Source organism: Gulosibacter sp. GYB002, from assembly GCF_036577665.1.
In the GTDB taxonomy this organism is placed as follows: Bacteria; Actinomycetota; Actinomycetes; order Actinomycetales; family Microbacteriaceae; genus Gulosibacter; species Gulosibacter hominis.
The window spans coordinates 260,652-280,623 of the sequence record NZ_JARBDD010000003.1; the positions used below are offsets into that span (position 1 = coordinate 260,652).

Annotated in this window: 15 protein-coding genes and 1 tRNA gene; 8 read left to right on the forward strand and 8 right to left on the reverse strand. The window is 62.9% G+C overall.

Features of this window, described 5'->3' with window-relative positions:
- Positions 1–67: 67 nt before the first annotated feature.
- The 3 genes from PV375_RS03395 to PV375_RS03405 all read right to left on the reverse strand — a co-directional run bounded on the left by PV375_RS03395 (position 68) and on the right by PV375_RS03405 (position 5,762).
- Complete coding sequence (locus PV375_RS03395) at positions 68–2,629, reverse strand: DUF7937 domain-containing protein (RefSeq protein ID WP_332106123.1); 2,562 nt, start codon at positions 2,627–2,629, stop codon at positions 68–70.
- 117 nt (positions 2,630–2,746) lie between these two features.
- Positions 2,747–4,339, reverse strand: a complete 1,593-nt coding sequence (locus PV375_RS03400; protein ID WP_332106124.1) for a DUF7059 domain-containing protein — start codon at positions 4,337–4,339, stop codon at positions 2,747–2,749.
- A 415-nt stretch (positions 4,340–4,754) separates the two neighbouring features.
- Positions 4,755–5,762, reverse strand: coding sequence for an LLM class flavin-dependent oxidoreductase (locus PV375_RS03405; protein ID WP_332106125.1), 1,008 nt, complete (start codon positions 5,760–5,762; stop codon positions 4,755–4,757).
- Positions 5,763–5,880: 118 nt separating this feature from the next.
- Between PV375_RS03405 and PV375_RS03410 the strand changes: the two genes are divergently transcribed.
- Genes PV375_RS03410 through PV375_RS03420 form a run of 3 tightly spaced genes read left to right on the forward strand, consistent with a single transcriptional unit; the run spans position 5,881 to position 8,488 of the window.
- Entirely contained in the window at positions 5,881–6,951 is a 1,071-nt protein-coding gene (locus PV375_RS03410; protein WP_332106126.1) for a trypsin-like serine peptidase, read from the forward strand.
- Positions 6,948–7,877 (forward strand): hypothetical protein, encoded by a 930-nt coding sequence (locus tag PV375_RS03415; protein WP_332106127.1) that lies wholly within the window; start codon positions 6,948–6,950, stop codon positions 7,875–7,877. Before PV375_RS03410 ends, PV375_RS03415 begins: the two co-directional genes overlap by 4 nt.
- A gap of 20 nt (positions 7,878–7,897) precedes the next feature.
- The gene (locus PV375_RS03420) at positions 7,898–8,488 is read left to right on the forward strand and encodes a DUF4333 domain-containing protein (RefSeq protein WP_332106128.1); all 591 of its coding nucleotides are present in this window, start codon (positions 7,898–7,900) and stop codon (positions 8,486–8,488) included.
- 92 nt (positions 8,489–8,580) lie between these two features.
- On the opposite strand, the gene PV375_RS03425 is transcribed toward PV375_RS03420, so the two are convergent.
- The 4 genes from PV375_RS03425 to PV375_RS03440 form a co-directional block, all read right to left on the reverse strand.
- A complete protein-coding gene (locus tag PV375_RS03425) occupies positions 8,581–9,654 on the reverse strand; it encodes a VIT1/CCC1 transporter family protein (RefSeq protein WP_332106129.1) in 1,074 nt (357 codons plus the stop codon).
- Positions 9,655–9,687: 33 nt separating this feature from the next.
- Positions 9,688–10,341, reverse strand: a complete 654-nt coding sequence (locus PV375_RS03430; protein WP_332106130.1) for an NUDIX hydrolase — start codon at positions 10,339–10,341, stop codon at positions 9,688–9,690.
- Positions 10,342–10,353: 12 nt separating this feature from the next.
- Entirely contained in the window at positions 10,354–10,959 is a 606-nt protein-coding gene (gene dcd, locus PV375_RS03435) for a dCTP deaminase (protein ID WP_201613425.1), read from the reverse strand.
- A 69-nt stretch (positions 10,960–11,028) separates the two neighbouring features.
- Positions 11,029–11,547, reverse strand: a complete 519-nt coding sequence (locus PV375_RS03440) for a ferritin (RefSeq protein ID WP_332106131.1) — start codon at positions 11,545–11,547, stop codon at positions 11,029–11,031.
- Between the two features lie 174 nt (positions 11,548–11,721).
- Here PV375_RS03440 and PV375_RS03445 point away from each other — a divergent pair, with 174 nt between their 5' ends.
- The 4 genes from PV375_RS03445 to PV375_RS03460 all read left to right on the forward strand — a co-directional run bounded on the left by PV375_RS03445 (position 11,722) and on the right by PV375_RS03460 (position 14,155).
- Complete coding sequence (locus PV375_RS03445) at positions 11,722–12,414, forward strand: hypothetical protein (RefSeq protein WP_332106132.1); 693 nt, start codon at positions 11,722–11,724, stop codon at positions 12,412–12,414.
- Between the two features lie 167 nt (positions 12,415–12,581).
- A tRNA-Gly gene (locus tag PV375_RS03450) sits at positions 12,582–12,655 on the forward strand.
- Between the two features lie 294 nt (positions 12,656–12,949).
- Positions 12,950–13,339, forward strand: coding sequence for a BlaI/MecI/CopY family transcriptional regulator (locus PV375_RS03455; RefSeq protein WP_332106133.1), 390 nt, complete (start codon positions 12,950–12,952; stop codon positions 13,337–13,339).
- 3 nt (positions 13,340–13,342) lie between these two features.
- Entirely contained in the window at positions 13,343–14,155 is an 813-nt protein-coding gene (locus PV375_RS03460; RefSeq protein WP_332106134.1) for a M56 family metallopeptidase, read from the forward strand.
- Positions 14,156–14,455: 300 nt separating this feature from the next.
- Here PV375_RS03460 and eccCa read toward each other — a convergent pair whose 3' ends face one another.
- Positions 14,456–18,481 carry a type VII secretion protein EccCa gene (gene eccCa, locus PV375_RS03465; RefSeq protein WP_332106135.1) on the reverse strand — a complete coding sequence of 1,342 codons (4,026 nt, stop codon included), beginning with the start codon at positions 18,479–18,481 and terminating at the stop codon, positions 14,456–14,458.
- 156 nt (positions 18,482–18,637) lie between these two features.
- Here eccCa and PV375_RS03470 point away from each other — a divergent pair, with 156 nt between their 5' ends.
- Entirely contained in the window at positions 18,638–19,945 is a 1,308-nt protein-coding gene (locus PV375_RS03470; protein WP_332106136.1) for a hypothetical protein, read from the forward strand.
- The last annotated feature ends 27 nt before the right edge of the window (positions 19,946–19,972 follow it).

Genomic DNA, 19,972 nt, shown 5'->3' on the forward strand with positions numbered 1-19,972 from the left:
CCGCCGGAAAGCGAGCTCGGGCCCAGCTCCGCTTGGAGGCTGGGCCCGAGCCGCGTGCTACCGGCTTTTATTGCTGGTTTTTACGAGCGTCGAGGTACTGCTTGACCGTCGGGTCACCGGTCTGCTCGAGCCAGGCGAGCAGTTCGGGCGAGGCCGAGGGAGCTGCAGCCAGGTAGGGCCACAGTTCACGGTGGTTTGCCATCGGGTGCAGCTCTGCCGCGGGCGTGTTTGGGTCGAGTGCGCGCCGGGCCATCGCGGCAAGATCAACATTGCCGTTCGGCTGGGCGGCGGGCTGTGCCTCGGCCTCCGGCTGCGCAACCGAAGTTACCGATTCGGATGCAGCGGGCTCTGGCTGCTGCGAAGCATCCTGTTCTGCGGCGCTACCGCCGGCGGTCGGCTGCTGCGCTTCGCTATCGCTCTGGCCAGCACCCTGTTCAGCGGGCTGCTGTTCGGCAGGCTGCTGTTCGTTGGTGCTCGACTGGGTGTAGCCAGTTGACTGCTGGGTCGAGTCGCCGTTGCCGTACTGGTTCTGCTGGCCCGCATCCTGGTGACCGTGCTGGCCCGCCTCGCCGAACTGGCTCTGCTGCCCCCAGCCCTGCTGATCAGCCGCTTGCTGACCGTACTGGTTCTGCTGCTGACCGAAGTTAGCCTGCGCAGACTGGTGCTGCTGACCGAACTGGCCGGGCTGACCCTGCTGGCCGTGCTGGTTCTGCTGAGCCGCATCCTGCTGACCATACTGCTGCGAGCTCTGCTGGCCCCAGCCCTGCTGATCGGCGGCCTGCTGACCCTGCTGACCGTACTGGTCTTGCTGGCCGTACTGGCTCTGCTGATCGGGCGAGCCGTACTGCTGCGAGCTCGACTGGCCCCAGTTCTGCTGGCCGGAAGCCGACTGGCCATGCTGGCCATAGCCCTGCTGCTGACCGAACTGGTTCTGCTGACCAAAGTCACCCTGGCCGTACTGGCCCTGCTGCTGACCGAACTGGCCGGGCTGACCCTGCTGGCCGAAGTTGCCCTGACCGAACTGGCCCTGCTGCTGACCACCGGCGTTCTGCAGCTGCAGCGCCAGGCCACGCGACTGGAAAAACTCCTTCATCTGCGGCTGGAAGAACACACCAGCCAGCACGATCAGCGGCAGCAGCACGAGTGCTGCGAGCAGGTGCACCGGAGCCGCTGCGGGCGTACCAAACATCAGCCCCTTGAAGTCGTGAAGCTGAATGGTGCCGATAATGACCGCCACCAGACCAAGCACAGCGGTGGCGCCGAGCACGATAAGCAGCATCATCTGCTTAGTGCTTTCACGGCGCTGCCCCAGCAAAATGTTGCCGAACACAGCAGCACCACCCGCGAGCAGTGCGAATACCAGCAGCACAATCATGAGTGCCGGCTCCTGAGCGCCCGAAGTCAAAAAGCCGACTGCCGAGAGCAGCACCGACGCGGCCACACCGGCACCGGCGAGCAGCGCGAGGCTGGCACCCGAGAACCAGCGAGCGGTCTGGTCCATCGGTTTGCGAGTGGCGATGGTCGCGGGGCTGAGCGCAATTGCACCAGCAACCGCGGCCATGGTGAGCGAGTAGCCCGAGCCCAGCACCGAATCAATACCGTCAGCCGAGAACAGCAGCCCGAAGGTGCCGTCGAGTAGCAGCGCGAGGCCCGCAGCTGCACCGACCGAGAGCATTGCAAGACGACCGGCTTCGGATCCCATCACCATCAGAATCAGCGGGAATCCGACAATAGCCGCCACCAGCACCACGCCGGCGATCAGGTTCAAAAGCAAGTAGCCGGTGGCACTGTCGGCATACGGGACGGCGGCGTTCATCAGGATGACATTCACCACGATGCTCAGCAGAATACCCAGGCCGGTAACAGCCACCACGGCAAAGGTGCCGATCTTGTTCACCAGGCGGTGCAGGCTTGCCGCGGGCGACTGGATACCACCCAGCGCGAGCATCTCGTAGTCACGCGGCTGGATGATGAGCGCACAACCGGCCAAGCCGATCGCCATACCCGCACCGATACCCAGCTGGCCCGGGCCAGAACCGTTGCCGCCGCTAACGATAAACGCGGTGATGATTTCAAGAATCAGGTAGACAAGCGCCGCGATGATGAACGGGGCCTGCGAAGCCAGTCGAATCAGATGCGCAAGTTTCGGCGCCACCGGCACCATGCCGAAACGGACAAGCATCATGAATCCGCCACCTGCCGCGGCCACAATCGCGGTGAGCACACCGGCGATCGAGGTTGCAGTGAGCACCACGCCAAATCGGTTCTCGCTGATGTTCCACACCATGACGAGCGCGATCAGCAGCAGTGCCGGACCACCAATGTCGCGCACCCAGTCAAGCCAGGTTGCACCCTGCATCGGCTGTGCCTGCGGGCGCTGCGGCGCCTGCTGACCGTACTGCCCCTGCTGACCGTACTGCTGCTGGCCGTACTGTTGCTGGCCGTACTGCTGCTGATCAGGGCCTGCCTGCTGATTAGGGCCTGCCTGCTGCGGCTGCTGGCCGTAGCCAGGGTACTGGCCGTCGCCACCACCCTGACCCGCAAATTGCGGCTGCTGGCCGTAGCCAGGCTGCGGCTGTTGACCATAGGGCGGCTGGCCCTGCTGGTAATTCGGGAAATCGTTTGACACGGCTGAGTCTCCTTCGCACTATTGGCAGCCCTGTTGGGGGAGTCAGTTGGAGCCTACCGGTTGGGATATAAACAAACCGAAACTCAGCCGAGATTTACAACGATGGATGCATCCCAATTACCAATACAGCGGGGTGAGGAACCCAAACGCCACCAGCTCGCGAACATTGCGCTCAAGCTGATCGCGCAGCTGCGCATCCGAGATCTCAAGCAGCCCCGAAAGCGCGGCAACAATCTGTGCACCGGTCAATTCGCCGTCACACACCGAAACAAACGCGGCCAGTTCGGTTGAAAGCGGATAGGTGCGCCGAAACGATCCGCCCTGCCGCAGCAACATGGCATTGGGATGCTCAGAATCGGGCAGACGGTGCCGCTCTTCGGTCACATCGGCCGCCACCACAAAAGTTTCGTCAAATAGGTCCTGCTGATCGCGCTGCCGCAACCAATCATCGGCAGTGAACGCCACCCGCACGCTCGGACCAAGCGGCTGCGCCAGCTGATGTTCAAGCGACTCAAAGCGGCGCACCGGCTCAGCAACCGCCGCATCCGGTCGATGCAGCATGAGCATCCCCATCCCCACCGACTCAACCTCGCGCGCCGCAAAATCATCGAGGTAGCGCAAAAATTGCTCGCGCCACGATTTCAATTCGCGATTTTCTTGCGCATCCTTGAGCCACATATCGGCATACTCAATGCCGGTGGCGCGCTCACGCTGCACCACCCAGCAGTCGATATCGGCGGGCAGCCAACTCTCGATTCGCGAGTGCCAGGTGTCATCACCGCGATGAATTTCCCAATTACCGAGCATCACCGCAATACCGCCCGGGCGCAGCTGCGCGCCGAGACCACGCATCAACTCTTCAACGAGCCGGTCGCCGGGACGGCCACCATCGCGATAGGTGTACTGGTCGTGATGCTGTTCGCCATCGGTGCGCGGCGTGATGACAAACGGCGGATTCGACACCACCAGGTCAAAAGTTTCGCCCTTGACCGGTTCAAGCAGGTCGCCGATGCGCAGCTCTACCCGATCTTCGAGCCGCTCGGGGTCAATGCCGAGCGTGTGCGCATTGAACAGCAGATTGAACCGCGCGAACGCAATCGCGCGTTCGGAAATGTCAGTGGCCACGACACGGCGAGCGTGACCCAGCAGGTGGAGGGTCTGCACGCCCATCCCGACGCCGAGGTCGAGCGCTTTTTCGACCGGCTCGCGCGGCGTGATCTGTGCCAGGTTCGTGGTTGCGGGGCCGATACCAACAACATGGTCGCGACGCAGGGCCCGGTCGGCAGCAATCTGCAGGCCGCCCAGGTCGGAAGCAACCCACAGGTTGATATCGCCCTCGGCGCCCGTAACCGCGTAGGGGCGAATATCAATGCGCGCCCGCACCCGGCCGTCGGCTGCGGGTTCGAGCAGCCCCGTCGCGAGCTGATCTGCAGCAGCCGGTAGCTGGTCGGCTGGCACCGACTGCGCCAGCAGGTAAACGCGTATCAGCGCGGCGAGCGCATCCGCCGGGCCGCGATCAACCGCCACTTCGGCGGGCACCAGCAGGTCGCGGTGGAGTGCCGCGGTGGGTTCGTCGCCGAGACGTTCACGCACCCCGTCGACGGTGTATCCCGCCTCTTGCAGCGCGCTGTGGATGCGGGCCAGCTGGTCGAGGTCGCTGGCGTCGGGAGCGTCGTTGGGGTCGTCAAACATGTTGGTTGATTCGGTCACCCTGCCATTCTGGCAGTCCGCCGCGCCCCGCCACCTTGAAGATTTTTGTTTCCTGACTGCATCCGCCTTGCTGAAATTTGTTTCCTGACTGCATCCGCCTTGCTGAAATTTGTTTCCTGACTGCAGATCGGCCGGATCCGCGCCAATTTCAGCCAAAAATCGCCAAAAATCCGCAGGATGCAGCCAGGAAACAAAAATCAGGAAACAAAATTTTGAGGCCAGGAAACAAAAATCTGCACGCTGCGGCGGCACAGCAGGGATGCAGGCAGGGATGCAGTGCAGGACCAGGCAGGGATGCAGTGCAGGACCAGGCAGGGATGCAGTGCAGGATCCGGGCAGGGATGCGGCAGGGATACGCAGCGCGACCAGGCAGGCACGGCGCGGCCAGCGCAGGATGCGGCGGGCCGCAGCCGGGCTACGACTGCAGGGGCGCGAGCGCCGAGAGGGTTTCGAGCCGGTCGACAAGCGAGTAGGCGTTAATCGCCAGCAGCAACTCATCCGCACCGGTGCGCTCAACAAGCTCAGCAAGCCCGCGGCGCACAGTTTCGGCGGTGCCGACATACTGGTTCCCTTTCGACCGCTGCCACAGCTCGGTGTGCTCGACCTCGGTGGCAAACTCGGCAGCGGCCCCAGGCGAAAGCAGCTTGTCAAGCTTGCCGGCAAGCAGCTGAAAACGAGACACCCGCTGGGTTATGTCGAGACGCTGCGACTCAGCTTCAGTGCCCGCAACCACCACCGATGCACTCACCATGAACTGCGGCTGCTCGTACCGCGCCGAGGCACGGAAATGCCGGCGGTAGTGGTTGGCGGCACTCACCGCATCCCCTCCCATATTGAAATGGTTGGCGTACGCATACGGCAGCCCCATCGCCCCGGCCAGCTCCGCCGAATAAAGACTCGAGCCCAGCAGCCAAAATTCTGGTGCGTGGGGAACATCTGCAGCTGCGCGCAACCGGTGGCGTGAGTTCGCCGTCACAATGCTGTTGGCAGGGTCGAGATAGTGCATGATTTCGGCCACATCGCTCGGGTAGCGCTCCACGGCCTCTTGCGAGGTGTCCCGGCGAAGCGCAGCCGCGGTAACCGGGTCGGTGCCGGGCGCGCGCCCCAAGCCCAGATCAATTCGGTTGGGATACATCGCCTCAAGCAGCGCGAATTGCTCGGCCACCACAAACGGGGCGTGGTTCGGCAGCATCACCCCACCCGAGCCGAGGCGGATGCGCTCGGTATCGGCACCGAGCCAGGCAAGCGTCACCGCGGGCGAGGTTGAGGCAATCGCCCGTGTGTTGTGGTGTTCGGCAACCCAGTACCGGTGATACCCCAGCCGATCAGCAGCGCGCACCAGCTCACGCGCGTCGCGTATCGCGTCGTGCGGGGTTTGGTCTTGTGTCAGCGGGATGAGGTCAAGCAGTGAGATTCGAGGCATGCTTGAGAGCACATCATGAATTGCTGATTGCATCTCGAGATCGATGCGCAACCTAACGCGCCTACGATGGAGTAGTGAAGCGGGGATACCGCCCCGTGAATAGGTTTTCGGAGGATGTATGGGCGCTCGCCACCTGCGCACCGCGCTTGCCGCCGTAGCTTCGCTCCTGGCCCTAACCCTTACCGGCTGCTCCACCAGTTTTTCGGTGCAGGCTTCACCGGGTGGCTATCAGCCGTTCTTGCCGGTGCCGAAGAGCACCGATTCGGGTCTGCGTGAAGAGTTCAAACTGTCGCCACAGGAATCGCACGAGTTTTGGAGCGACCCGAACAAGCTTCGCGATGCCGAGGGGATGGACTTCCAAGCTCCAGACAACGGTTTGCCGTCGGGACCCGGTGATCCGGCAACCGGTGCGAGCCGTGCCGCGACCTCGCCGATGCCAGCCTCGCCGAAGGGACTGGGAGTGATTTCGGATGCAGAAATTTACGACCGCGCGGGGCTCGGTGCGAGTGCTTTCGGGCGCCTCTACTTTTCGTTTGACGGTGTCGGCCTGAACGTCTGCTCTGCCACCGTCGTGAACTCTGACTCGGGCGACATCGTCGTCACAGCCGCGCACTGTGTGGTGTCGACCGACGGCAAGGGCACGCTCGCCGAGTCAATGATTTTTGTGCCCGGAGATCGCAATAACGCTCAGGAAGCTCCCTACGGCAAGTGGGCCGCAGTGAGTGTCTCGGTGCCGCAGGAGTTTGTCGACAAGGCAATCACCGACGACAGCGGCGTGCTGACTTCAGAAGAGGGCTGGAACTACGACTTCGCGTTCCTCAAGATGGAGAAGCAGGATGGCCGCTCCATCCAGGAAGTGACCGGGGCGCAGGGCATCGCCTTCGGCATCCCCACCGATACCCTGACGCAGGTGGGATACCCGTCAGCACCACCATTTGACGGTCTCGATGAGTACGTCTGCGCTTCAACCGATTACGCGTCGAACTGGCAGGGCGGCTATGCGCACACCTGCGATATGACGCAGGGGTCATCGGGCGGCGGCTGGCTCACCAAATACGATGCCGAATCGGGCACGGGCTATGTGGTGGGCGTCACCTCAACCGTGACGCTTAACAACTCCACCGCTAATGCTGCAGTGTTGGGGCAGACCGCCTTGAATCTCTACCGCGACCTGGATGGCCAATCATGATGCGCGCATCCTGGCGTCGCGGCACCGTGACCGCGCTCAGTTCGGTACTGGCCGCATCCCTGTTGACTGGATGCACCCCGGAATTTGAAATCAAACCGTGGGCGGTAGCTGATCACGACGAGAAGGTCGCCTATCACGCGGATGCAGGTGAAAAGCTCCTCAACCTGGATGCGACCGCCAGCCTCACCAAGATTGATTCGTTCCAGGCCACCGGCTACCTGCATCTCGAATCTGATTCGAATGGTTCGGCACACTTCGAATACGTCACCTCGGTTGAGGGCGAAAGCTATGTTTCGCGTCGCGTTTCGTCGATCGAAGGCGACTCGTTCGACCAGTCGCATCAGGCCGGATCGGCGTACACCTACTTCTTGCTGGGCGACCGCTACAAGAAGCAGGTTTCCGAGGGTAAAACCTGGGTGCAGCTGCCGATGGGTGATCTCGACCGGATGCGCAATCCAGAGTCGAATTGCACGCTCTACTCGGTGGCCTATATGTGTTATCTGGTTGATGCGTGGAACAACACCAGAGAGCAAGACGAAAACGTTCCGGTGCAGCTGTCACGCAGCGCCAGCGGCGATCAGCACTTCACCACAGCGGTGAGCTATCAGTCGCTGTCAGATGTGGGGCTGATTCCCGCCGACGGAAAGTTCGACGGCTTTCTCACCGACAAAGCCCGCGCCAAAAAACTGCCGCTGCACCTGTGGGTGAATGGCGATGGCGCCGTCACCAAAATCGAAGTGAACGGCACGCTCACCGGCGATGACGATCACTCCCTGCGACTGCAGATCGGTTTCGAGATGACCGCAACGGCACCCTCGGGCTCGATGAAGCCGGTGACCGACGATGCCATCCCCGGCAATGATGTACTGCGAATTACCAATCGGCAGCAGCTCGATGACTTCCTGCGCCGGCTCAATTCGATGTGATGGTTTGAGAGGAAAAACCGATGACCACTCCCCCAAATCAGCCGCAGGGCCCGCGCTTTGGGCAACGCCACCCGCAGCAGCCGCAGGGCAACGCATCCCCGCAGTCGTACGGCGGCGCACCCCAACCGGCGCCGCGCTGGCAGCCGGTGCCCAAGGCATCGTCGAACACTCCCCCCGCCGCGCCCGCACCGCTGAGCTCGTACACCACCGGCCAGGCAAACTACGGCACCCCCGCCCCAATGAAATGGGAAGAACCCAAAAAACGAGGCCGCCGCAAAAATCACAAGCCCGGACGCGGCGCCCGCCGTACCGTCGCGGTGCTCTCGCTGCTGCTGCCGTTGGGCATTGTCGGTGGCGCCGCAGCCGGTTTTTTCTTCGCCAACCAGGTGTTCAGCTACAACGAAAACAAGCTCGAATCAGAGGTCACGAATGTGCTGCGTGACGATTTCGGGCTCACCGATGTTGACCGCGTGAACTGCCCGGCCTGGGTGAAGGTGGAGCAGGGCAATTCATTCCAGTGCGAGTTTGAATACAACGAGGGCACCCAAACCGTGACCGTCACCCAATCGTCCCAGTCTGGGCAGCTGATCGTCGGCGCACCGGAACACTAGCGGCCAGCTCGCCGGCACACGCAGTTAGCCGGCAAGCTCAGTTAGCCGGCAAGCTCAGTTAACCGGCACTCGCAGCTCACCGGGAAGCTCTGTTAGCCAGCAACTACACCGCCAAACGCCAGCCCCAGCAGGTACGTGACCGCGGCCGCGCCATATCCGATCAGCAGCTGCCGAAGCGCCCGCTTCCAGGGCGAGGCCCCCGACAGCACACCCACCACACCGCCGGTAAGTAGCAACGCTGCGCCCACGACAACCGCAGCCACCAGCACCGCCGGCAGCCCGTGCATCCCGAACAACCATGGCAGCACCGGAATGATGGCGCCGGCTGCGAAAAACAGGAAACTCGAGATCGCTGCGCCCCACGGCGTACCAATCTCCTCATGCGTGTCGGTGTGCTCGCTCAGCCGCTCAGCCGCATCCAGTCGCGCGAACATGTTTTTGGCGCGTGCGGCCGCTTCCTCCCGGCTCATACCGCGAGCGCGATACACGAGCTCGAGCTCGTTGGCATCCACATCCAGCAGCGGAATCTGGTCGGCCGTGCCGGCACGAGGGGCGGATGCGGCCAGCAGTTCGCGCTGTGACGAAACCGACACGAACTCACCGGCACCCATCGAGAGCGCGCCAGCCAGCAATCCCGCGATACCGGTTGCCAGCACGAGTGGCGCCGGGGCGCCCGTGGCACCAATACCGAGCACGAGCGCAAGGTTTGACACCAGACCGTCGTTGAGCCCGAATACTGCGGCGCGGAAGGTACCGCTCATCCGGGCCCGCGATCGGGTGGCGAGCGAGCGCACCACCTCTTCATGGATGCGTTCGTCTGCCGCCATCTGCGCGGTGGCGTCGGGGTCGGCTGAATAGGGTGAGCGCGCCTCGGCATTCTGCATCAGCGCGAGTGTGAACACCGAACCAAATCGGCGGCTAAAGCGGGCAAATAGGCGGGTTGCCAGGTCTGCTTTCGGCGGCCGCGGTTTGGTTGCGTGTTCACCGAGTAGCGCCATCCAGTGCGCTTCGTGCCGGCCCTCTGCTTCTGCCAGCTCAAGCAAAATTTCGCGTTCTTCGCCGGTGCGTCGCTCGGCGAGCGCGCGATACGTGGCGGCCTCAGCGCGTTCGTTGGCGAGGTACCGGCGCCAGCGCCGAATCTGCTGGGGTGAGGGGGCGGTCGACATGCGAACCTTTCACGAGAGAGGTCAACAACCTCTCTAGCCTAGGTCCTGCGCTGGCGGTCGAACCGGAATTATGTTGTCGCCATCGCGCAGCTCACACAGCGGATCGGATGCGAGCGCCGCCTGGATTGCATCCCGATGCACCTGACGCATCGGCGGCAGTAGATTGCTGGGCCACCAGCGCACCTGTCGCGATTCGTCATCCCCCACCCCGGCGATGCCATCAAGATAGCGGCATCGAAACACCAGGCCGGTGTACTGCGCGATATCGCCGTTGGCGTGTGTGACCTGATCAGTGACGTGCACCTGCGCGAGCCGCTCAATTTGTGCATCCACGCGAGTTTCTTCGAACGTTTCCCGAACGGCAGCGATCGCCGGATGCTCTCCGGGGTCGACCACGCCGGTCACGGGCGCCCAAAGACCGTCGTCTGCGCGCTGCACCAGCAGCACGTCTTCGGTGCCGTCGCCCGCCGACCATCTCTGTCGGTCGACGGCTCGCAATCCCCGACCGACGCGCGGCGCCTGTGCGGCGTTCACCGTGCCGGTTGATTGTTCGGCGGTTTCAGCGTCGGCGAGCGTTGCGGCATCTTTTGCATGGGGACGCAGCACCACTGCCGTGCAACCGATCAGCCACAGTGGTGCGTGGCCGATTTTGGCGCGCAGCTCGACAATGAATTCGGGGATGGGCATGGTGGCGAGCTACTAGGCGCCGCGGGCGCCATCGGTGCGCTGCGAAACATCGACGGTGCTGAAATTTTGAAACGATCGGGATGCGGTCGGGCCGCGCTGGCCAAAATACCGCGACTGGTACTGCTTTGATCCGTACGGCACTTCGGCATCCGATGAGAGCTGGAAAAAGCACAGCTGCCCGATCTTCATACCGGGCCACAGTTTGATCGGTAGCGTGGCCACGTTTGAAAGTTCGAGGGTCACATGCCCCTGAAAACCGGGGTCGATGAACCCGGCCGTTGAGTGGGTCAGCAGACCGAGCCGCCCCAGCGATGATTTTCCTTCGAGGCGCGCGGCGATACCGTTGCCGAGCGTGACCTGCTCGTAGGTTGCGGCGAGCACGAATTCACCCGGATGCAGGATGAATGCCTCGTCGGGCGCGGTTTCGATGAGATGCGTGAGTTCAGACTGTTCTTGAGACGGGTCGATCGACGGATACCGGTGGTTGTCGAACAGTCGGAAGTATCGGTCGAGCCGAACGTCGACGCTCGCGGGCTGCACCATTTGTGGATCCCACGGGTCGAGCACGATGGTGCCGGCATCGATGCCGGCGCGGATGTCACGGTCGCTGAGCAGCATAACGCCAGCGTAGTCACATCCGCGCCGGGATGCGCGAGCTATTCAGTTCCTTTTCGGTCTCGGCGAGGACTATTCGGCTTCGGCGAGATTGGTGCCGCCCGGGCGCGAGCCAAGTTCTTGGTCGAGTTTGAGCAGGCCGGCGCCGTCGTCGCCGATGAGTTTCACCCGGCCGATGATTTCGCTGACGCTGGCCTCTTCTTCAAGCTGTTCGTCAATGAACCAGTGCAGTAGCGGCAGCGAATCGATATCGCCCTCGGAAGTGGCGATGCGGTAGAGGTCGCGGATGGCATCTGAGACGCGCTTTTCCTGTGCGAGTGACGCTTCGAATGCTTCGAGCACCGTTTCGGCTTGCTCGGTCATCGCATCAATTTTTTCGAGCTGGGGTCGGCCGCCGCGGTCGAGCAGGTGCTGCGCAAATTTGGCTGCGTGCACGCGCTCTTCCTCCGCTTGGGCTCGGAACCAGCTGGCAATCCCCGGAAGATCCAGCGCTTCCATGTCGTACGAGAGCTGCTCATAGGCGAGTGCGGAATGCTGCTCGAGAGTGATCTGGGTGTTGATTGCGGATGCGAGCTTGCCTTTAATTTCCATGGTTGAAAGCTATTTCTTTAAGTTGTGAATCCGGTGAGTGTTCCGGTATCCGTCTGTAGTTGCATCCGGACGGTTGCGTTTTGATCACAAGTTTTCGAGTATTGCGCTCTGCATCTGGATCGGTAACGTGGGCCGCGCAATTGATGCAAGCACGTCCCAAGGGAGATGTTGAACATGCGAACCCTCACAACTAAAGGCGCAGCTACAGCCTTCGGCCTGCTATGCGTTTCAGGACTTGCGCTGACCGGCTGCAGCAGTGACGCTGACGCTCAGAACACCGACCCGCAGACGGTCCCCTCTCAAGGTCAGACCGCCGATGCGGTGAACACCATGGAATCTGGTAGCGAAAATGGCTCGTCGCCCGTAAACCTGCCCGAATGCGATGCGATGAACGCCACAGCTCAGCAAGAGCACGAAGACTTTGGCCCCGACCAATTCACTTATGAGGCTGGCGAAGTTGAGCTGCCGGACCTGTCAGAGCGGGTGTCGCCCGACACGATGGAGCCGCTCAACAAATACCAGCCCTTCTACAACAAAGCGAGCTCATCCCGCATCTGCTTCTGGCCCGTCAATTTTGAGGGCCACGTGGTAGAGAACGTTTCGGAAGTTGATGCGCGGGTGCGCGACGAAGCGATCGACCAGATGCGTAAAGACGAGCTGGCTGAGTCGAAGCTCGGCAATGTAACCGTGTTCCGCGAACTCGTGGTGCCCGAAGATAGTAAGTCGGACACCAAGACCCACGTGTACTACATGTTCGTGGACGATGTGTGGATCACCGTTATTAACCACGGCGGTGGCGGCGAGTACAACTTCTCGGCACTCGACGGTGTTGTTGCTGCAAACCCTGAACTCGTTCAGCTGCCATAGCGGCGGTTGTTTGTCAGGCTGGGCCCCGCGGCCTCCGGTGCCAAGCGCGCCGGGGTGACCTCGGGGCCCGGTGTTCTGCATCCGGCATGGCACGGCAGCGGCGGTAGCGGGCCGGGATGCCGGTGCGGCCCGGTGCTATACTTGCCTTTTGCTGCGATGCAGCGTTCGGGGCTGTAGTTCAATGGCAGAACTTCTGCTTCCCAAGCAGACGGCGCGGGTTCGATTCCCGTCAGCCCCTCCACTCCTCGCACACGGCACGCTGCCATCTCGCGAGCACCTCCCCTCGCACCGCACCCGCGGGGCCACCTTCCGCACCGCACCCGCGGCATCACCTCGCACCGCACTCCCTGCATCGCCCCGCACTGCACTTCCGGCATCACCCCGCACTGCACACTCGGGATTCGTGTGTGTTCGCGTTAATTGTGCGTGCTCTGCCACATACAAATGACGCGAAGACACACAGAAGGCAAATATAGGCGCGGATGCGGCGGGGCGCTCTACATCATGTAGAGTCGTTGTAGATCTTCTGGGAGGCATGATGGCTGGCGACCGCACCCGCGAACGCGGTGAACTCGAGGGCGAGGTCATGCAGATTCTCTGGGCCACCGACGAACCAATCAGCGCCCGCGACATCCAAGACCGCTTCAGCGGCCACACCCCCGCCTACACGACGCTGATGACCGCGCTCGACCGGCTTGAACGCAAGGGCCAGGTGCAGCGGCAGGCCGAATCACCCCGAAAAGTGCGCTTCATCCCCACCCACAGCGCGGGTGAGCACGCCGGCGAGCGGATGCTCACCGCACTCAACAACACCGGCGAACGCGAAGCCGCGCTGCTGCAATTCGCGGGAAATCTTGATGACGCCGATATCGACCTGCTCATGACCGCTTTCAACCAGTCGACCCGAAAGCACAAGCGCCGCTAACCAATGATTGCCGCAGCGATTTCGCTCGCACTCACACTCGTGTGCATCCTGGCAGTGCCCCCATTGCTGAGTCGCGCAACCTGGACGGTCCACCGTCCGAAACTCGCGCTCTCAATGTGGTTCGCCACGTTTTTCACCGGTTGCGCACTCGTGCTCAACGCACTGTTCGCGCTCATCCTGCCAAGCCTCGACACCGCAAACATGTCGACGGTAACCGAGTCGCTCATCCTCACCGGGGCAGCGTGGGGCGCCCTGGCAATTGTCGGCGGCGCGATCGCGATCGTCGCACAGATCGACGAGCCGCTCCAGCGCGCCCAAGACCGCGAGCGCATCGCGCTGGCCCGCACCGCGCTCGAGCTTGAGGAGCGCCGCGGGTTCACCCTGGCACGAATCGCCAGCGACTCGCCTTTTGCCTGCGCAGTTCCGGGCCGGGGCGCCCAAATCATGTATTCGACGGCCCTCGAAGCGCTGCTCAGCCCGGCCGAACTACAGGCGGTGGTCGCGCACGAATACGCGCACCTGCGCGGTTCGCATCCACGCCTGATGCGAATCGCTTCGGTGTCAGCACGCTTGCTTCCGAATTGGTTGCCCGCCGGCCGCGAGTTTAAACGCGCCACCGCGCTGTTGATTGAGCTGATCGCCGACGATACGGCCGGCAAGCAGGCCGGCGCCGCGAATCTCGCCAATGCGCTCGTCAAAATGGGGAATGCGACCGGGGATGCGTCACTTGAGGCGCGCGCCATGCGGCTGACGCTGCGCATCTGGCCAATGGGCCGTAAGCGGCACCTACCCGACCCCATCCGACTACAGCAATAGCAGGCGGCCGCCCTCGGAAAAGCACCCGGGGCCGACGATCTGGCGCTGCTGCCGCTCGATCAATCGGCCCCCTACGGCGTTGCATCCGGTAGTTATCGACTCTGGTAGCGGCGGGCTCCACTTCGCCGCCACCACGGTCTGCTGCAACCGCGGTGCTGCAATTTCAACGGGTCACTCAGCCATTGATTTTGCAGCGATCGGCAACTACTACATGCGGTAGTAGATTAACGGCACGGATGCATCCTGGTCAACGACAAGATGTAGACCTCCAGCAAATTGCCAGGCGAACGGCGCCGCACATCACTCATCGGCCAGCTGCGGCTCGACATACGCCACCTGAATCAACTGCCGACCGTTGGCCCGCGAAATCAGCTGACCGCGGCCCGCTGGCCCGGGCTGGAACTTAATCTTGCCAATAACCGGCCCCTCCTCGGGGCTACCGGGCAGCAGCAGCCCGGTGGCGCCCAGGTCGGTGAGCGCGCGAATCGCGGGATCGAACAGCGCCCGCGAAACACCACCCGAGCGGCGCGTAATGAATAGGTGCAGACCCACATCCCGCGCCTGCGGCAACAATTCAACGATCGGCGCCAGCGGATTACCCTGCGAAGTGTTCACGAGGTCGAGGTCATCAACCATGATGTAAAACTCCGGTCCCTGCCACCATGACCGGTCACGCAGCTGCTGCGGCGTCACATCCTTACCCGGCAGTCGCTGCTTCAGCAGCCCGGCAATTTCGGCCATCGCGGCGGTGGTCACCTGGTGGTTCGTGTAGTAGCCGGCGAGATACACATCCGGGATCTCCTGCAACATACTGCGACGGAAATCGACCAGGAAAAACTGCGCCTGTGGCGGCCGGTTCAGGCGCATCACCTCGTGCGCAATCAATCGCAGCACGCCCGTCTTACCCGTCTGCGAATCACCAAAGACAAACAGATGCGGCGAAGCTACCGGGTCAAAACCAATCGGTTCGAGGCGGGCCTCGTCAATGCCGAGCAGCACCCCGCCGGCAACCTCCGGTTTCGCCGCGGCACGCACCCGCTCAAGCGGCAGCATTTCGGGCAGCATCTTGAGCTTCGGACCCGGCTCACCCTGCCAAGCTGAACCGATCGCGTTCCAGGCATGGGCGACGCCATCGGCGAGAGTTTCGGTCTCATTTTTGCCATCGATACGCGGCAGGCCAGCCAACACGTGATGCTCCGAGGGAGCCAAACCGCGGCCCGGAGTCCCCTCGGGCACCAGTGCCGCCTTTTTGGCGTTGATGGTCGAGTCGCGCACCTCACCAAGCCGCAGCTCAAACACCGAACCGAACGCGCCCTGCAGCGCCTGACGCATATCGGCCTGCCGAGCCGTGGCAACCACCAGGTGCACACCCAGCGCCAGCGCGCGACCGGCAAGGTCTTGGATAGTGCGGTCGAGGTCGACAAAATCGGCCTTCATGTTGTTCCAGCCGTCAATCACCAGGAAAACATCGCCATAACCGTCGTCGTAACGGCCCGCATCCCGACCGCGCCGATAGGTGCCGATCGAATCAATACCGTGCTCGCGGAAATACGCCTCACGGTCGGCCATAATCGCCGTGATCTCGGCAATGACGCGCGCCACCACATCGGGACGGTCGCGGCTTCCCACCGCGGCCACATGCGGTGCGTTGCGGAAACCGGCAAAGGTACCGCCACCAAAATCAAGGATGTAAAACTGTGCCTCTCGCGGCGTATTGACGAGCGACAGCGCCATCACGAGCGTACGCAGCACCGTCGACTTACCCGACTGGGCGCCACCGTAAACCACGACGTTACCGGCACCGCCGGTGAGCTCGAGCACCATGTGTTCACGGCGCTGTTCACGCGGCACATCCTTAATGCCGATGGGCACGGTGAGCCGACCCTTCGCCCGCCAGCTGGGCGAATGCAGCCCGTAATCACGGTTGATCGCCAGGTCACCAAAGAGCTGATCGAGCGTGTCGGGAAGATCAAGCGGCGGCAGCCACACCTGATGCGCCTTCGGCTGCATCGGGAGCAGTTTTTGGATGGCAATATCGGCAATCGACATCCCCTCCCAGCGCTCGTCGCCCTCTTTCACCACGGTCTCGGGCTCGGCAGGTTCGAGGGTTGCCGGGTCGGGTTCACGTTCCAGCACCGGGGCCGCCGTAAATGGCAGGATGCGCGCCGCACTCGAGCGTTTCGGGGCGGCGGTTACCGATTCAGCGCGGCGCGGTTTCGGCGGCGCACCCACATAGGATGCACGGAATTGCGTCATTCCCTCACCGGCGGTTTTCAAAAACCCGACACCGGGCACCGCCGGGAGCTCGTATGCATCCGGTGTACCGATCACCGCACGCGAGTCTTGCGCCGAGAAGGTGCGCAAACCCACCCGGTATGACAGGTGCGATTCCAAACCGCGCAGCTTCGATTCCTCCAGTCGCTGGGTGGCCAGCAGCAGGTGGATCTCGAGCGAACGACCCAGTCGACCGATTGCCACGAAGGTGTCAATAAAGGCCGGTTTGGCACTCAACAGCTCAGAAAATTCATCCAGGATGATAAACAGTGCCGGCATCGGCGGATAGTTGTGCTTCCCCTCGCGGCGTGCCTGCTCATACTCCCGCACGTTCGGGTAGTTACCGGCCGCGCGCAACACTTCCTGTCGCCGCACCATCTCACCGTGCAGAGCCTCCTCCATACGGTCAACCAGCGACAGCTCACTCTCGAGGTTCGTGATCGTGGCTGACACGTGCGGCATCTCGGCCATCCCGGCAAACGTGGCACCACCCTTGAAGTCGACCAGCACGAAGTTGAGCTGTTCGGGGCTGTGCGTCAGCGCCATGGCCGCAACGATGGTGCGCAACACCTCCGATTTACCCGAACCGGTCGCACCAATCAGCAGACCGTGCGGCCCCATACCCTGCTGCGCGTTCTCTTTAATGTCGAGCTTCACAGGCACACCCTCGGGCGTCACACCGAACGGCACATTGAGCCGGTCACGCCCCTGGCGCATGACAATGTCAACATTCGGATCGAAGTCACGAATATCGCCCAGGTGCAAGAGTTCGAGGAGGTCGCGCTGGCGAGTGGGGTCGCTGGTACCCCGCGGCGCAGCCGACTCGGCCAGCTCGTCGGCGCCCGCCCCGCCGTAGCGAGCGAGCCTGCGCGCAACCGTCAACGCCAGCGCCCGAGACATCGCATCGGCGGTGAGCGTATTCGAACCATCCGCCAGCGTCGCAACCGTCAGCTCGCGAGTGCCGTCAGTGCGCGGCGTCACCACCAAGCGCAGCGTCGTGTAGTCATCGAGCTTGCCCCACTCCTCGAGCAACTCGACCACGCAAATCCCCTGGCGCAGCAGCGCATCCCGTTCGTGAACCGAAAGCTGCACACCGTCAACAATGATGATGACCTGCGGCAGGGCCACATCCGGCGCGCCACCGGGAACCATCCGTGCCCGTTCAAAAATGTCGTCGGGCAGCAGATCACGCACCTCGGCAAACGAGCCACCCATCATGCGCATCCCGCCCAGCGCATCCGTCTGCTGACTGCGAACGTGCGGCAGCCACTTGAGCCAGTCCCACTCTTGCAGGCCATCCTCGTCAGCGATCAGCGCCACCTGAAGCAGTTCCGGACTCACCAGGGTGGCCAGCGAAGTAACCATCGAGCGCGCCAAATCACGGGCGTGCTCACGCTGCCCGGCCACCTCAATACGCCCGTAGTAGGCGACACTCAAGCCCACCGGCAGATCGTCAATGTGATCAAAAGTCGACACGAAACGGGTCACCGCCGAAAGACAAACCGGATCGGAGGTCGAAAGCGGCGACAGCTCCGGCTCGCGCAGATCGAGCACGAGCCGCTGCGTCGAGGTGCCGATGCGGGCAGTAAACGTGTCTGCCACGGGCTCAGACCGCTCCCAGAGCCGCTCGCGCTGCTGCACAATCATCGGCAGCGCTTCGGGATTCGGCAGATTCCAGGTAGCGAAGGCGCGCTGATCGACCACCGCGCGCCGCACATCCCTGCGCAAATCTCCCAGATAGGCCAGATATTCCCGCCGCTGATTGGTCACCTTTGTGCGGTGCTGCGAAATCTGACGCGCAACAGTGAACGCCACCATCGCGATCATCAACACCACCATCGTGCCGCCCATCAACAGCATGCGCGGATTGGCGTTGGCCGAAAAGGCCATGAACACCATGATGCCCATCGACCCGAACATCGGCACGACCATCGCCAAAATGTTGCCGGGCCCAGCCCCCTCAACAACATCGGGCGGCGGCTGGATCGTAATGGTTCCCTTCGGAAGCCTCGGCCGCTCGACATTGCCTGATCGTGGAGTCGGCACTCGCACCCCCGGGAGTTGACTTGAGTTGGCCTGATCGCCGTTTTGCTGCCCTAGACTATAGCCCGTCAAAGCGGCGGGCAGATTGCCTGAACCGCAAGGTGTAACCCGCTGCGACCGCTAAGAATCTGTTCGAATCCGCCGGGCCGAAACGAGGTGCAGGGCGTGCCCGATAGCCAGACCACCGCAACTCTGTACCGGGGCGACCAGGTGCTCGATATTGCGGTGCCCGCACGCTCAACCGTCGCCGGTGTGCTCGCACAGGTGAGCACCGCATCCGACCCCGTGGATGCATTCGACGAACTTGGCCGCAAACTCGCCGAAACCGAGGTGTTTGGCACCACCATCCCTGCCGGCGCAACTATCTTTTTGCGCAGCAAACATGAGGTCAGCTCGGCCGAACGCACCGACGCCGCGAAGGTCGCCGAACAGGTGGAGCAGCGCACCTCACTGGCACCGCTAGCTGCGATCTGCATCCTGGCCGCCCTGAGCCCGATCATCAGCCTGCTGCTGAGTGAGAACTGGCCACTACGAATCACCCTCGCCGCAGTACTCGCCGCGGCCGCAGTATCGCTACTGTGGCGACTCGCCACACAGCCAATCTGGCACGGCCTAGTTGCCCCGGTCACCGCCGCAGCCGCAGCGGCCGCGCTGGTGCCGCATCCCACCATCGCCGCCGGCTGGTCGTACGCGCTTGTTTTTACCTGGGCCGGCGCGCTCGCGGCCATGCTGGTGCCGACACTGCACCGGCACGAACACTACGAGTCGGCGATCCGGCTGTGGTTTATCCCCGCCGTCGGGCTTTCGATTATCAGCATCGCGCAAACCGATAACGCCGTTGCGGCCCCGCTGGGTGTAGCCGCGGCCGTGGCGATGCTCGGGCTCGCCCCGTCGCTTTCGGTGCGGGTTCCCGACGAACAACTCATCGATATGCCCGCGGTAATGAGCACCGCACCCTCGGTGCACGCACCCGAAACGCACTCACCATCCCGCATCACCTCGGCGCGCGTACGTCATACCCTGCGGCTGGCGAGCGGCCTCCACACCGTCGCCATCAGCACCGCTTGCATCGTACTCATCGCCTCGGCGCCGGGCGTGATGGGCTACATCGGCGAGCCAACCATCGAGGGTTGGGCCGCGCTCGCACTGGTCTGCATCGCCTTCGCGCACTTTTTGCTGCAGCCGCGCGACTCACGCACCGCCTTTGCGCGCTGGACCCCGCGCATGGTCGTGGTGGCGCTGCTGTGCGGCTTTCTTCTGCTGCGGCCGCCAGGCGATGAACTGGTGTGGATCATCGGCGCGGCACTTGGCGCCGCCGGCTGCTGCGCGGTGGGAATTTGGATCAAAAAAGGCATGTATGCGCCGCTCATTACCCGCATGGCGGATGTGTTTGAGCGGGTGGCGCTCGGGCTGGCAATACCCGCCGCCATCGTCACCTGCGGCCTGTTTAGTGCGATTCGAGCCTCGGTATGATGCCCGCCGGAAGGGTCGCATTTTTTG

What these genes read in the sequence shown, in the direction of transcription:
- PV375_RS03405 (WP_332106125.1), bottom strand. Translation starts at nt 5,762, where the DNA reads ATGCCTCGAATCTCACTGCTTGACCTCATCCCGCTGACACAAGACCAA.
- PV375_RS03410 (WP_332106126.1), top strand. Translation starts at nt 5,881, where the DNA reads ATGGGCGCTCGCCACCTGCGCACCGCGCTTGCCGCCGTAGCTTCGCTC.
- PV375_RS03415 (WP_332106127.1), top strand. Translation starts at nt 6,948, where the DNA reads ATGATGCGCGCATCCTGGCGTCGCGGCACCGTGACCGCGCTCAGTTCG.
- PV375_RS03420 (WP_332106128.1), top strand. Translation starts at nt 7,898, where the DNA reads ATGACCACTCCCCCAAATCAGCCGCAGGGCCCGCGCTTTGGGCAACGC.
- PV375_RS03425 (WP_332106129.1), bottom strand. Translation starts at nt 9,654, where the DNA reads ATGTCGACCGCCCCCTCACCCCAGCAGATTCGGCGCTGGCGCCGGTAC.
- PV375_RS03430 (WP_332106130.1), bottom strand. Translation starts at nt 10,341, where the DNA reads ATGCCCATCCCCGAATTCATTGTCGAGCTGCGCGCCAAAATCGGCCAC.
- dcd (WP_201613425.1), bottom strand. Translation starts at nt 10,959, where the DNA reads ATGCTGCTCAGCGACCGTGACATCCGCGCCGGCATCGATGCCGGCACC.
- PV375_RS03440 (WP_332106131.1), bottom strand. Translation starts at nt 11,547, where the DNA reads ATGGAAATTAAAGGCAAGCTCGCATCCGCAATCAACACCCAGATCACT.
- PV375_RS03445 (WP_332106132.1), top strand. Translation starts at nt 11,722, where the DNA reads ATGCGAACCCTCACAACTAAAGGCGCAGCTACAGCCTTCGGCCTGCTA.
- PV375_RS03455 (WP_332106133.1), top strand. Translation starts at nt 12,950, where the DNA reads ATGATGGCTGGCGACCGCACCCGCGAACGCGGTGAACTCGAGGGCGAG.
- PV375_RS03460 (WP_332106134.1), top strand. Translation starts at nt 13,343, where the DNA reads ATGATTGCCGCAGCGATTTCGCTCGCACTCACACTCGTGTGCATCCTG.